Consider the following 12,771-nt stretch of genomic DNA (forward strand, 5'->3'; position numbering starts at 1 on the left):
TCCAGAGAATCGCGTCCGCTGCCTGCCCCCTCCGGGCAGCAAGTCCGACAGCCAACGCCATCTCTGGAGATTTCTGATGAGCCAGCAAGACCTGACCCTAGCGTCCAATTTTTCCCCGTCGCGCCGTGGCCTGCTGAAAAGCGCCTCGGCCTCGGCCGCCCTGCCTTTCATCGCCACCCTGGGTGCCCTGCATGCCCGCGAGGCCGCCGCAGCCGGCAATACGGTGCTCGTGGACAGCGCCTATGGCCCGATCGCGCCGGTCAACGACCTGACGACCGGTCTGCCGCTGCTGCAGCTGCCGCCCGGCTTCAGCTACAAGAGCTATGGCTGGACCGGCGATGCGATGAGCAATGGCAAGGCCTGCCCGGCCGCTCACGACGGCATGGGCGTGGTGCAAAGCCGCAAGGTCGGCCGCAGCACCGAGCTGGTGCTGGTGCGCAACCACGAAGTCAGCACCGGCAGCGATGCCAGCTTCTTCGGCGCGCCGGCCGTCTATGACACCGGCACCGGCTTCTCGAACGGCGGCACCACCAATCTGGTGTTCCGCGACGGCGCCTTTGTGCGCATCGACGCCAACCTCGGCGGCACCCGCACCAACTGCGCCGGCGGCATCACGCCCTGGGGTACCTGGCTGACCTGCGAGGAAGTCGGCTCCGACAGCATCAGCAGCGCCGGCCGCAAGCACGGCTATGTGTTCGAGTGCGCGGCCGATCCGGCCCAGACCAGCGCCGAACCCATCATCGGCATGGGCCGCTTTGCCCATGAGGCAGTCGCGATCGACCCGAGCAATGGCTATGCCTACCTGACCGAGGACAGCTCGGGCAAATCGGGCTTCTACCGCTACATCCCCGATGTCCACCCCGGCAAGCTCGGTAGCCTGGCCCAGGGCGGCAAGCTGCAGATGGCCAAGGTCAAGGGCCAGAACAACGTCAATATCGCACCGGCCGAGCTGGAACAGGCCTATGAGCTGGAGTGGGTGGACATCGCCAACCCCGACCAGAACCGCGGCACCGCCACCGCCGTCAATGGCACGACGATCAGCAGCTGCGCCGGCCCCTTCGTGCAGGGCTGGGCCCAGGGCGCGCTGCGCATGAACCGCGGCGAAGGCATCTGGTACTACGCCGGCAAGATGTATGTGATGGACACCTCGGGCGGCAATGTCGGCCGTGGCGCGATCTGGGAGCTGGACCTGGCCAGCCAGCTGATCACCTGCATCTACGCCAGCGCCTCCGAAGTGGTCGGCGATGCCGGCGACAACCTGACGGTGAGCCCGCGCGGCGGCATCGTGATCTGCGAGGACGGCGGCGGCGTCACCGACAGCTTCGGCTTCGGCGCCCGCCTGATGGGCCTGACCGCCGAGGGCGACACCTTCATCTTCTGCAAGAACAACGTCAACGTGACGGCCGCCCAACTCAGCGCTGCCGGCAAGCGCAGCTCGCTGGCCGGCGACCGTCGCGGCTCCGAGTTCTGCGGCGCCTGCTTCGACCCGACCGGCCGCTACCTCTTCGTCAACATCCAGACCCCCGGTATCACGCTGGCGATCACCGGCCCCTGGGGCAACGGTTCGCTGTGAGTCCGCTGCAAGCCAACACATCCAAGGAATCGCATATGAAAACCACCCTCATCGCCGCCGCCCTGCTGGCCCTGGCTGCCCAGGCCCATGCCGCCCAGTACACCGGTGCGCAAGGCACAGCCGTTGTCGGCACCGACTATGTCACGGCCAGCGAGCTGTTCTTCGACCTGGACTTCGCCAGCCGCGGCAGCGTCACGCTGAGCTTCGCGGTCGAGGCCCAGGACCTGGTGAGCCCCTTGCTGAGCTTCAACTCGGTCGTGCGCAACCTCTCCGGCCTGGGCTTCGAAGGCGTCAGCGTCAAGCTCGACGGCGCCAGCTTCGCGCTGCCGCAGGGCACGGTCACGACCGACGGTTTCCAGCCGGTGCAGAGCTGGGGCAGCAACAGCAGCGCGCTGTGGGCCCAGTTCGGCGGCCCCGGCGTCACGACCGAGTTCTACATCGGCAATCCGCTGCTGCAGGCCGGCGCTGGCGACTGGACCCTGGACCTGAGCGGCCGCCAGGTCGGCGATGTCTTCAACATCACCGTGGCCGTACCGGAGCCGGAGAGCTATGCACTGATGCTGGTCGGTCTGGCCGCGGTCGGCTGGGTGGCGCGTCGCCGCAAGAGCTGAGCCACGCTCAGCTCAGCACCCCGGTGCGCACGCAATTGCGTCCGTCGCGCCGGGCGCTGATCAGGCCCGCCTCGGCGCGGGCCATCAGCTGGCTGATGCTGTCACCGCTGCGCAGCGCCGTCATGCCCAGGCTGACGCCGACGCGCAGCTCCTCGTGCAGCGGCGCCCAGTGATGGGCCTGGACCGCGCGGCGGATGCGCTCGCAGACCGTGCGCGCGGTCGACAGCTCGACCTCGCTGAGCACCAGCACCAGCGACTCGCCGCTGTAGCGCAGCGCCAGATCCTTGGCGCGGCAATGGGCGCGCACGATGGCGCCGACCTCGCGCAGCACCGCATCGCCCAGACCCGGCGTCAGCGCGACGCGCGAAGGCTGCAGCGGATCGAGTTCCATGCGCACCAGGCACAGGCCGCGGTTGCCGGCCAGGGCCTGCTGCATCATCGGCGGCAGGCGCAGCTCCAGCGCCTCGCGGCGGGCCAGTCCAGTCAGCGCGTCCTGCTGGCTGGCATCGGGCTGGCTGTCGCTGCGCGTCAGGCGCAGCTGCAGGCCCTCGACCACGACCTTGTGGAACTGCTGGTACAGCGTCAAGGCCTGCGCATGCTCGCCGGCCGCCGTGTGCTGCTCGCTCAAGGCTTCCAGCGCCTGCGCCAGCAGCGCGCGAGCGCGCCAGTCCAGCGCATTTTTCGCCAGCAGCGGCTCGACCAGGCTGCGGCAGCGCTGCGCCTGGCCCTCGGCAAGAGCGTGTTCGGCGGCCTGGACTTCCGCATCGGGGGCGCTGTCCATGTCAGTGCTCGCTTCTGAGCGGACGGGCTTGAGCGCGTGCATGTGAAACCTGTGACGTGTCTGTAACAACAGTCTGAGGATAGCGCGAATCGGCCCCGATTTCATCTAGTGAAAGCCGCAACAAAGGCAACAAAGCGGCGGGGGCCTCGCAACCGTGCTGATACGGCCGCCGCGCAAGCTCGGGGCTGTGCAATCACAGGAGCCCTCCATGTCCCTCAGTTCTACCCAGATCACGCTGGTGCGCCGCAGCTTCGCGCTGGTCGAGCCGATTTCCGGCCAGGCCGCAGCGCTGTTCTATGGTCATTTGTTTGACGCGGATCCCGGGCTGCGCCGCCTGTTTCACGGCGATATGCAGGCCCAGGGCCACAAGCTGATGCAGATGATAGGCGCGGCCGTGGCCCTGCTGGACCAGCCCGAGCGGCTGCTGCCGGTGTTGCGCCAGCTCGGCACGCGCCATGGCGGCTATGGCGTGCAGGCCGCCCACTACGAGACGGTTGGCGCCGCGCTGATCAAGACCCTGGCCCAGGGCCTGGGTCCGGCCTTCAACGCCGAGACCCGCGCCGCCTGGCTGGCCGTCTATGCCCTGGTCAGCGGCACGATGCAAAGCGCCTGCGCCCGCCAGCCGGCCGAGATCAGCGGCTGACCACGCAGTTGCGGCCCTGGTGCTTGGCGGCGTAAAGCGCTTCGTCGGCGCGCAGCAGCAGCTCGTCGATCCGGCAGTCACCGGCGCGCAGCGCGGTGATGCCGAAGCTGGCGGTCAGCGCGCCGCCCGCCTGGTCGGGCATCAGGGCGGCGATCTGGGCGCGCAGCCGCTCGACCAGCGGCTGGGCCGCCGCCAGCTCGGTCTGCGGCAGCAGCAGCGCGAACTCCTCGCCGCCGAGCCGGCCGATCACATCGAGCCGGCGCACCAGCTGCGCGCAGGCCTGCACCACCTGACGGATCGCGGCATCGCCGCCGGCATGGCCCAGGCTGTCGTTGATGCGCTTGAAGTGGTCGATGTCCATCATCACCAGGGCTAGCGGCAGGCTGTGGCGGCGTGCCCGCTCCAGCTCGCGCTCGGCCTGCTCGATGAAGCTGCGCCGGTTCGCGACGCCGGTCAGTGCATCGGTGGTGGCCAGACGCTGCAGCTCCAGTTCCAGCTGCTTGCGCTCGGTGATGTCGACGATGGTGGCCAGGTCGGCGAGCTCGCCGTTGTAGCTGACCGGCACCATGGACACCATCACCCACAGCACGCTGCCGCCCGAGCCCAGCAGGCTGACCTCCTCATCGACCAGCCGGCCCTCGCGCAGGAACTTGGCGTGCAGCCGCGTGCGCTCCTGCGGGTCGCGGTAGAAGGATTCGGCCGGCCGGCCGACGATCTCGCCCAGCGGCCGGTCGGCCAGGCGGGCCGCCGCCTCATTGGCATAGATCAGCAGCGCATCGCTGCGCCGCGTCAAGGTCATCGGCACCGGCGCGTTGTCCAGGATGGTGCGCAGACGCTGCTCGCTGTCGCGCAGCTCCTGCGTGCGCTGCTCGACGCGCTGCTCCAGCCCGGCCGTCAGCTCCTGTAGCTCGGCCACCAGGCGGGCGTTGTCAACCGCATTGACGACATTGGCGCACAGCAGCTCCAGAAACTCGACCCGGCCGGCGGTGAAGACGCCGGCCGCCGAGGCGTTCTCCAGGTAGAGCGCGCCGACCGTCCGGCCCTGCTTGAGCAGCGGCGTGGACAGCACCGAGCGGGCCTCGCGCGCCGCGAAATAGGGCTCGCGCTGCGCGTCAGTGGCGCTGCGCGCATCATCGATCAGCACGGTCTTGCCGCCGGCCAGCACGCGGCGCAGCAGGCTCAGCGGCAGCCGCTCGCCGGCCTGTTCGAGCGCCAGCGGTGCCATCTCGCTCTCGGTGTCGCCGAGCCCGACATCCGCCCTGAGCGTCCAGCGCAGCGCGGCTGCGGCGCCGGCCCGATCGTGTCCGCTGGCCAGCACGATGGCGGCGCGCTGCGCACCGGCGTTCTCGCCGACCACCCGCAGCAGGCGTCGCAGCAGGCGCGGCAGCTCGGCCTCGGCATTGATGGCCTGCATGGCCTTCATCAGGCTGCTGATGTCGACCGCATCGCTGCGGCGCGGTGCCTCGGGTGTCGGCATCGGCAGGGTCCGCTGGGCCACGCCCGGCGCGCCCCATTGCAGCCAGTGCAGCCGGGCCTGGGCCAGCGCCGCCTGCGCGGCGGCCGGCTCCTGCGGCAAGGTGGCGGCCAGGTAGCGGCCGCGCGCGCCGTGCGCCAGACCCGCGTCCAGCGGGGTGCCGGTCAGCGGCAGCTCGGCGCTGGCCACGGCGGCATCGAAGGCCGGCAGCGCGTCCTCGCCGCGCGCCCAGGCCAGCTCGGCTGCCAGCAGATGGTATTTGGCGCTGAAGGTGCCGGGGCCGGCCTCGTTCCAGCGGCCCAGCTTGTGCAGCGCCGTCTCGGCCTCGGTCAGCGCGGCCTCGCGTGCGACCGCGTCGCCGGCACAGCGCAGCCCGGCCAGCGCCGCGATGAAGACCACCAGCGGCACCGCATGCATGCCGCGCGCGGCGGCGAACAAGGCGCTGGCGGCGCGCGCCTCCAGCAAGGCCTCGGCCAGACGCTCGGCCAGGAAATGCAGCAGCGCGCGCCAGGCATGCAGAAACATCAGCCCGGTCTGGTCCTTGCGCTGCTGGTAGACCGCCGCCAGCGCCTGGCCGGAGCAGGATCCGCTCTCCAGCGCCTGGGCCGGCAGTGTTGGCAGCAGCAGCTCCTGCACCAGGGCCAGCAGCGCGTCCTGATAGTCGGCGGCCACCGGCTGGCGCATGCGCTGCAGCGCATCGCGGTGCACGGTCAGGCTTTGCGCCAGCGCCGGCAGCGGCTGGCCGGCCAGGAAGGCGTGGCAGTCATGCACATAGAGACCCAGGCCGGCATGGCGCAGATTGCCTCCCTCCAGGCCGTTGCGATGGGTCTCCATCAGGCCCGGCAGCCCCTGGCTCAGCGGCTCGATCCAGTGCTGCAGAAAGGCATTGAAGGAGAAGCCGGCATGGGCATAGACCTGCAGCCAGCCGTGCTCGCGCACCAGCTGCATCGACAGCCGGCCCAGCGCATAGGCCTGGCGATAGTCGCCGAGGAACTCGGCCCACATCAGGCCCAGCACCGAGTAGGCCGACAGCGCCCCCGGCACATGGCCATGGGCCATCATCAGCCGCACCTGGAACACCGTCAGCAGCGGCAGCAGGGCCGGCCGCGCGATATAGGCGGCGGCCGTCATCTTGGCGCTGATCGAGATCAGCTGCAGCATGCGCGCATCGCTCATCGGCGCCAGCGCGGCCAGTGCCGGCAGGCCCAGCGCGTTGACCTCGTCACGGACCGCCGCGACCAGGGCCACCACCTGGGCCGGCGAGTCGGCCTGCGGCAGCTCGGCGCCCAGCATGGCCAGCACCTGCAGGCCCAGGTCCAGGGTCTCGCTGAGCTGGCCCTGGGCATAGCTGGCCTCGATGCGCACCTCCAGCAGCCGGGCGCGCTGGGCCGGCTCGCTGAGCCTGGCCAGCGCGGCAGCGAGCAGCTCGTCCATGCGGCCATGCCGGCCGCTCAGATAAGCCATGCGGGCCGCCTGCAGATGCAATTCCAGCAGCGCCTCGGGCCGCTCGGCCCAGGCCGCCGGGTCCTGCAGGCGCAGCGCCATCTCGGCATAGTCGGCGGCCAGATCGAAGGCGGCCGCATGCATCGCCTGCTGCGAGGCCTGCTCGTTGGCCAGGGCCAGCGCGGCGCGTTCGTCGGCCTCGCTGATCAGAGCCTGGGCGGCATTCAGATGGTTCAACACATGGAAGGGCAGGGCCGCCGGTTGCTGGTGGCGCGAGCGCAGCAGGCGGCCGATCTGCAGATGCAGGCGTGCGCGCGAGTGCTCGGGCACCAGGCGCCAGGCCGCCTCCTGCACGCGGTCATGGGCGAAGGCATAGCGCACCGCGGCCTCGCTCGGCGCCAGATGGGCGGCGTAGCGGTAGAGCTTGTTGCCGGGCACCAGCAGCTGGGCCTGCAGCGCCGGCAGCAGGCCGGCGGCGACCTCGGCGCCGGGGCGGTCTAGGGCGGTGGCCAGCGTGCCGAGGTCGAAACTCCCGCCCAGGAAGGCACCGACCGAGAGCGTCCGGCGGCAGTCCTCGGGCAGGGGCTGGAGCTGCGCCAGCATCAGCTCGACGACGTTGTCTGCCATCTGCGTCTGGGCGATCTGTGCGGCCGACCAGTCCCAGCGCTGGCGCGCGAGGTCGAAATGGATCAAGCGGCGCTGCGCCAGTTCCTCGACGAAGCGGCGCAGGAAGTAGGGGTTGCCGGCGGTCTTGGCCAGGCATAGCGCGGCCAGCTCGGCGACCTCGGCGGCCGGTCTGTGCAGACTGTCGGCCAGCAACTGGCCGATCTCGCTGGCGCCCAGCGGCGCGATGGCCAGTGCCAGAAAGCGCGGCCCCAGTGCGCGCAGCTCGGCCAGGTCCTGGCTCAGCGGGTGTTCGGGGGGCAGCTCGTTGTCACGCCAGGCCAGCACGATCAGGGTGTGGCGCAGCTCGGTATCGCCGGCCCATTCGCGCAGCAGGCGGCGCGAGCTGCGGTCGGCCCATTGCAGATCGTCCAGGAACAGGGTCTGAGGCTCGTCCTCGCTGGCCAGCGCCGCCAGGCACAGGCGCAGGCTGCGCATGAAGCGGCTTTCGGCCTCGGCCGGTGCCAGCGCCACCGGCGCTGCCGGCTCGCCCAGCAGCGGCCTGAACTCGGCGATGGCCTCGGTCACGACGGCCGCCGCGCTGCCCAGCCGCTCGCACAGGCGTTCGCGCCAGAACTGCTGGCGCGCCGGCGCCTGGGCCAGAATCTGCTCGGCGCGCTGGGCCAGCAGGCTCAGCAGCGCGCCATAGGGCTGGTGCTGGCCGAACTGGTTGAACTTGGCCGCGACAAAGCTGCCGCGCTGGGCCAGCAGGCTGCGCTGCGCGGCGTTGACGAGTGCAGTCTTGCCTATGCCCGAGAAGCCGGCGATGCCGACCAGCTGGCTCGCGCCGGCTGCGGCGGCCTCGAAGGCCGCGCCGAGCTGGCGCAGCTCGGTCTCGCGGCCATAGAGCCGGCCGCTGAGCTGGAAGCGGCCGCTGCGGTCGCCGCGGCCCGGCATGAAATGGGGCGGTTCGCGGCCCTCGGTCAGCGCCGTCAGGCACAGGGCCAGGTCTTGCCTGAGGGCCGGGTGGCTCTGGTAGCGGGCCTCGGGTTCCTTCTGCAGGCAGCGTTCCAGCACGGCCGCCAGCGCCGGCGAGGCATCGGCGCGCCGGGCGGTGGCCAGCGGCGCCGGCACGGCCAGATGGGCATGGACGGCCTGGGCAGCGTCCTGGCACTCGAACAGCGGTGCGCCGGTCAGGGCCTCGTACAGCGTGGCGCCGAGGCTGTAGAAATCGGCCCGGTAGTCGACATCGCGACTCATCCGGCCGGTCTGCTCGGGGGCCAGCGTGGCCAGGCTGCCGTCCAGCGCGTCGGCGCGCAGCAGCAGCGCGCGCTCCTGGGCGATCTCGGCGGCGATGCCGAAGTCGCACAACAGCATGCGCGCCAGCGGATCGTCATGCTGGGCCAGCAGCACATTGCCCGGATGCAGGTCGCGGTGCACGACACCTTGCTCATGGATGACTTCCAAGGCATCGACCAGGGCCAGTCCCAGGCGCAGCACGGCCGGCTGGCTCAGCGGCGCGGCGCCGCTGCGCAGCCGCTGCCGCAGGGTCTGCAGGCCCAGGTCGGGCAGGCGCATATAGGGCCGGCCCGCATGGCTGGCCAGGGCCTCGGGGCGCAGGATATGCGGGTGATCGAAACGCCGCGCGATCTCGAACTCGTAGCGAAAGCGCGCCAGCTCGGCGGCGCTGGGCATGGCCGCTCTCAGATAGACCAGCACCGCCCGCTGACCCCGGGCATCGACCGCACGCATCACGCCGTTGCGCCGGCTGCCGGGCAGTTGTTCGGTGATCTGCCACCCATTCACACTGTCACCGGGACCCCAACCAAGGTCCCCCTGTGCCTGACGAAGCATCTGAAACCGCTTTTCTCTGTCTGTCACCGATGAGCTGCAAATGTAACCGCCTGACCGTGACAGCCCGGCGCAGACCGTGGCTAGGGGCATGATGGGGCCTGGACGCCGACCCGGAGAGCGCTGTGAAGAAACCATCCCAACGACCGGCCGCGCTGATCCGCGATCTGCGCGGCGGCCTGCGCCTGATCACCGACGGGGTCGGCGGCGTGACCGGCCTGGTCGAGAGCCTGCATGGCCGCATAGCCCGTGTCGCGCCGCCGCTGGGCCAGGTGGCGGATGCGCCGACGCGCGGCATCACCGGTCTGGTCTATCGCAGCATCCGCGGCACGACCGGCCTGGTGGGCGCGGGCCTGGACGCGGCGCTGGCCCGCCTGCAACAGCAGTTGCAGGCGCAGTTACAGGATGAGCCCGACGCCCAATCTGGTCGGCGCCGCGAGGCCGTGGTGGCCGCGCTCAATGGCGTGCTGGGCGACCATCTGCTGCGCAGCGGCAACCCGCTGGCGCAGCCGCTGGAACTGCGCTTTCAGGGCAGCGGACCTAAGCCGCTGCTGCTGATCCATGGCCTGTGCATGAACGACCGGCAATGGCTGCGCGACGGCCATGACCATGGCCAGGCGCTGGCCGCCGAGCTGGGCTTCACGCCCATCTATGCGCGCTACAACAGCGGCCTGCATATCTCGGCCAACGGTCTGGCCCTGGCCGAGGAACTCGAGCGCCTGCTGCAACGCTGGCCCGAGCCGGTCGAGGAGCTGGCCATCATCGGCCACAGCATGGGCGGCCTGGTCGCACGCAGTGCCGTCCAGCAGGCCTTGCAGCGCGATATGGCCTGGCCCCTGCTGCTGCGCCGCCTGGTCTTTCTGGGCAGCCCGCACCACGGCGCGCCGCTGGAGCGGGCCGGCAATTGGCTGCACCAGGGCCTGGGGCTGAGCCCCTATCTGGCGCCGTTCACGCGCCTGTCGGGCCTGCGCAGCGCCGGCATCACCGACCTGCGCCACGGCAATCTGCTGGAGGCCGACTGGGTCGGCGAAAGCCGTTTTGCCGGCCGCGACCGGCGCGTGGTCGTGCCGCTGCCGCAGGGCGTGAGCTGCTATGCGGTGGCCGGCACGCTGGGGCGCAGCGACGGCGGCCGGCTCGCAGATGGGCTGGGGGACGGGCTGGTGCCGCTGGACAGCGCGCTGGGCCGCCATGCCCATCCGCAGCGCCGGCTGCGTCTGCCGGCCTCGAACCACTGGGTCGCGCGCGGCACCCACCACCTGGACCTGCTGAGCAGCCCGGCCGTCTATGCCCGGCTGCGGCGCTGGCTGGCCTGAGCCGGCTCAGCGCCGGGTCGGGAAGGGATAGGCCGGGTCGTTATAGCCCGGCGTCGAGGCATGACCCGGCACCACCAGCGAATCGACCAGGGCCTCGTCCTCGGCTTCGATGCTGCAGTCCAGCGCGCCCAGATAGTCCCGCCACTGGGCCAGGGTGCGCGGGCCGGCGATCACCGCGCTGACGGCGCGGTGGGCCAGCACCCAGGCGGTGGCGAAATGGCTCAGGGAACGGCCGCTGCCCTCGCAATGCGCCTTCAGCGTCTGCGCGATCTGCAGCGACTCCTCGCGGAACTCGGTCTCCAGCATGCGCTTGTCGCCACGGCCGGCGCGCGTGCCCTCGGCCGGCGCGGCACCGGGCGCGTACTTGCCCGACAGCACGCCGCGCGCGATCGGGCTGTAGGGCACGACGCCGATGCCGTGGTGGGCGCAGACCGGCAGCACCTCGACCTCGGGCTGGCGGTTCAGCAGGTTGTAATAGGGCTGGCAGACCACCGGACCCGGCATGTTCAGCGAGCGCGCCTGATGGACGATCTCGGCGATGCGCCAGCCACGGAAGTTCGACAGTCCCCAGTAGCGGATCTTGCCGGCGCGCAGCAGCGCATCGATGGCGCGCAGCGGCTCCTCCAGGTCCATGCCCAGGTAGTCGCGGTGCAGGTAGTAGATGTCGATATGGTCGGTGCCCAGGCGCTGCAGGCTGGCCTCGCATTCGCGCAACATCCAGGCGCGCGAATACTGCGACTCGTTGGGCCGGCCCGACATCTTGTTGCCCAGCTTGGTGGCCAGCACCCAGTCGTGGCGGGCGCCGTCCTTGAGCAGCGCGCCGACCATGGTCTCGGAGGCGCCGGTGCTGTAGACATCGGCGGTGTCGATGAAGTTGACGCCCTGTTCGCGGGCATGGGCGACGATGCTGCGCGCCTCGGTGATATCGGTCTGGTCGCCGAACATCATCGTGCCCAGGCACAGCGTGGAGACCTGGAGTGGGGACTTGCCGAGGGAGCGGTAGTGCATCGTGAAGCTTTCTTTCCTATCGTTGCAAAGTGAGTTCGAGTCTGAGCGCGCGCTCGGACTTGTTGGACCACATCCAGCAGTAGTCCTGGTCGACGGCGGCCAGCAAGCGGCCCTCGGCCGCGCCGGTGCCGTCGATCTTCTCCGGATACGTGACCTTCTCGCCTTCGTGATAGTGGATGTTGAAGTTCGTCGGCCCTTCGGCCTTGAAGCTCCAGGTCACCGTCTGGCCCTTGGACAGCTTGCCGCAGACCTCGGCGAACTGGGCCGGCGCGATGCTGGCCTTGTGCTCGAAGCGGCCGGATTCGCTCCAGCGAATCTCGACCAGCTCGGCCCGGGCGGCGAACGACGCCAGGCTCAGCAGGGCGGACAGGGCGATCAACGGCAAATGGGTTTTCATCGGGGTGTCAATGCTTGTGGACGTGGTGCACATCAGGCACATGGGCATGGCTGTGGCTCAGCGGGGGATGGTAATGCCGATGGCTGTGGGCGACGCCGGGCATGGGGTCGTGGGCATGGTCATGATGCCCGTCGTCATGCCTATGGGCATGCTCGTGCGTCAGCGCTTCGTGCTGATGCTCGTGTCCATGGGTTTCGGACAGATGCACGAGCACGCCCAGCAGCATCAGCCCGCCGCCCAGCGCCATGCCCCAGCCTGCCGAGCGGTCGCCCAGGGCAAAGGCGGCAAAGGCTCCGATGAAGGGCGCGAAGGCAAACACCGAGCCGGTGCGGGCGGCGCCAAAAGCGCGCTGGGCCAGCAGATAGAAGCGCAGGCTCAGACCGTAGCCGGTGGCGCCGACGGCCAGCAGGCCCAAGGCGGCGAGCAGGCCGGGCGTGGGTTCGCCAGACAGCCAGGCCAGGGAGGCGGTGGCCGACGCGCCCAGCGCCGCCTTGACCAGCACCACCTGGCCCGGATCGCGCTCGGCCAGCGCGCGCGACAAGGTGTTGTCCATGCCCCAGGCCGCTGTGGCCAGCAGCACGGCCAGCAGACCGAGCCACTGACTGCCACCGCTGAGCCCCTGTTCGAGCACCAGCAGCAGTCCGCCGGCCAGCAACAGCAACATCGCCGCCCAGACCCGGCGTTCCATGGTCTCGCCATAGAGACGCCAGGCCAGCATGGCGGTGAACAGCGCCTCCAGGGTCAGCATCAGCGAGGCGCCGGTGCCACTGCTGCGCTGCAGGCCCCAGGCCATCGCGACCGGGCCGATGACGGCCCCGAAGCAGGCGACGGCCAGCAGCCGAGGCAGGTCCGAGCGCAGCAGGCGCGCTTCCTTCTCGACCGGTTGGCGCAGCAGGCCACCGACCAGGGCCGCGCCGGCATACAAGAAGGCGGCGGTGGTGAACGGGCCCAGACCCAGGCCCAGTTGCTGAACCAGCGGCGTGCTGAGGCCGAACAGCGCTGCCGCCAGCAGCGCCAGCAAGCCGCCTTTGAGTGCGGGAAGATCAGACGCGGTGCTTGCCATCAGGAGCTCAT

9 protein-coding genes are annotated in these 12,771 nt (G+C 70.4%); 4 read left to right on the forward strand and 5 right to left on the reverse strand.

Features of this window, described 5'->3' with window-relative positions; genetic code table 11:
* The first annotated feature begins 76 nt into the window (after positions 1 to 76).
* Together O5M90_RS21940 and O5M90_RS21945 are read left to right on the forward strand one after the other, a co-directional pair.
* Positions 77 to 1,573, forward strand: a complete 1,497-nt coding sequence (locus tag O5M90_RS21940) for a PhoX family protein (protein WP_137941393.1) — start codon at positions 77 to 79, stop codon at positions 1,571 to 1,573.
* Between the two features lie 35 nt (positions 1,574 to 1,608).
* Positions 1,609 to 2,184 (forward strand): PEP-CTERM sorting domain-containing protein, encoded by a 576-nt coding sequence (locus tag O5M90_RS21945; protein ID WP_269838061.1) that lies wholly within the window; start codon positions 1,609 to 1,611, stop codon positions 2,182 to 2,184.
* A gap of 7 nt (positions 2,185 to 2,191) precedes the next feature.
* Here O5M90_RS21945 and O5M90_RS21950 read toward each other — a convergent pair whose 3' ends face one another.
* Positions 2,192 to 2,965 (reverse strand): GGDEF domain-containing protein, encoded by a 774-nt coding sequence (locus O5M90_RS21950; RefSeq protein WP_269838060.1) that lies wholly within the window; start codon positions 2,963 to 2,965, stop codon positions 2,192 to 2,194.
* 208 nt (positions 2,966 to 3,173) lie between these two features.
* Between O5M90_RS21950 and O5M90_RS21955 the strand changes: the two genes are divergently transcribed.
* Positions 3,174 to 3,608, forward strand: a complete 435-nt coding sequence (locus O5M90_RS21955) for a globin family protein (RefSeq protein ID WP_262971385.1) — start codon at positions 3,174 to 3,176, stop codon at positions 3,606 to 3,608.
* Here O5M90_RS21955 and O5M90_RS21960 read toward each other — a convergent pair.
* Positions 3,598 to 8,934 carry a diguanylate cyclase gene (locus O5M90_RS21960; protein ID WP_269838059.1) on the reverse strand — a complete coding sequence of 1,779 codons (5,337 nt, stop codon included), beginning with the start codon at positions 8,932 to 8,934 and terminating at the stop codon, positions 3,598 to 3,600. The genes O5M90_RS21955 and O5M90_RS21960 overlap by 11 nt on opposite strands.
* Positions 8,935 to 9,104: 170 nt before the next feature.
* On the opposite strand from O5M90_RS21960, the gene O5M90_RS21965 reads away from it, so the two are divergent.
* Complete coding sequence (locus O5M90_RS21965; protein ID WP_269838058.1) at positions 9,105 to 10,292, forward strand: esterase/lipase family protein; 1,188 nt, start codon at positions 9,105 to 9,107, stop codon at positions 10,290 to 10,292.
* Positions 10,293 to 10,298: 6 nt separating this feature from the next.
* On the opposite strand, the gene O5M90_RS21970 is transcribed toward O5M90_RS21965, so the two are convergent.
* From O5M90_RS21970 to O5M90_RS21980, 3 genes are read right to left on the reverse strand one after another with little or no spacing between them, the layout of a single operon-like run.
* Complete coding sequence (locus O5M90_RS21970; protein WP_269838057.1) at positions 10,299 to 11,300, reverse strand: aldo/keto reductase; 1,002 nt, start codon at positions 11,298 to 11,300, stop codon at positions 10,299 to 10,301.
* Positions 11,301 to 11,316: 16 nt separating this feature from the next.
* Positions 11,317 to 11,697: a hypothetical protein gene (locus tag O5M90_RS21975; protein ID WP_269838056.1), complete on the reverse strand. Its 381-nt coding sequence runs from the start codon at positions 11,695 to 11,697 to the stop codon at positions 11,317 to 11,319.
* 7 nt (positions 11,698 to 11,704) lie between these two features.
* Positions 11,705 to 12,760 (reverse strand): DMT family transporter, encoded by a 1,056-nt coding sequence (locus O5M90_RS21980; RefSeq protein ID WP_262971380.1) that lies wholly within the window; start codon positions 12,758 to 12,760, stop codon positions 11,705 to 11,707.
* Positions 12,761 to 12,771: the final 11 nt, after the last annotated feature.

Source organism: Paucibacter sp. M5-1, assembly GCF_027498415.2.
In the GTDB taxonomy this organism is placed as follows: domain Bacteria; phylum Pseudomonadota; class Gammaproteobacteria; order Burkholderiales; family Burkholderiaceae_C; genus Roseateles_E.

Coding starts and splice junctions, on each gene's coding strand:
- O5M90_RS21940 (WP_137941393.1), top strand. CDS start 77: ATGAGCCAGCAAGACCTGACCCTAGCGTCCAATTTTTCCCCGTCGCGC.
- O5M90_RS21945 (WP_269838061.1), top strand. CDS start 1,609: ATGAAAACCACCCTCATCGCCGCCGCCCTGCTGGCCCTGGCTGCCCAG.
- O5M90_RS21950 (WP_269838060.1), bottom strand. CDS start 2,965: ATGGACAGCGCCCCCGATGCGGAAGTCCAGGCCGCCGAACACGCTCTT.
- O5M90_RS21955 (WP_262971385.1), top strand. CDS start 3,174: ATGTCCCTCAGTTCTACCCAGATCACGCTGGTGCGCCGCAGCTTCGCG.
- O5M90_RS21970 (WP_269838057.1), bottom strand. CDS start 11,300: ATGCACTACCGCTCCCTCGGCAAGTCCCCACTCCAGGTCTCCACGCTG.
- O5M90_RS21975 (WP_269838056.1), bottom strand. CDS start 11,697: ATGAAAACCCATTTGCCGTTGATCGCCCTGTCCGCCCTGCTGAGCCTG.
- O5M90_RS21980 (WP_262971380.1), bottom strand. CDS start 12,760: ATGGCAAGCACCGCGTCTGATCTTCCCGCACTCAAAGGCGGCTTGCTG.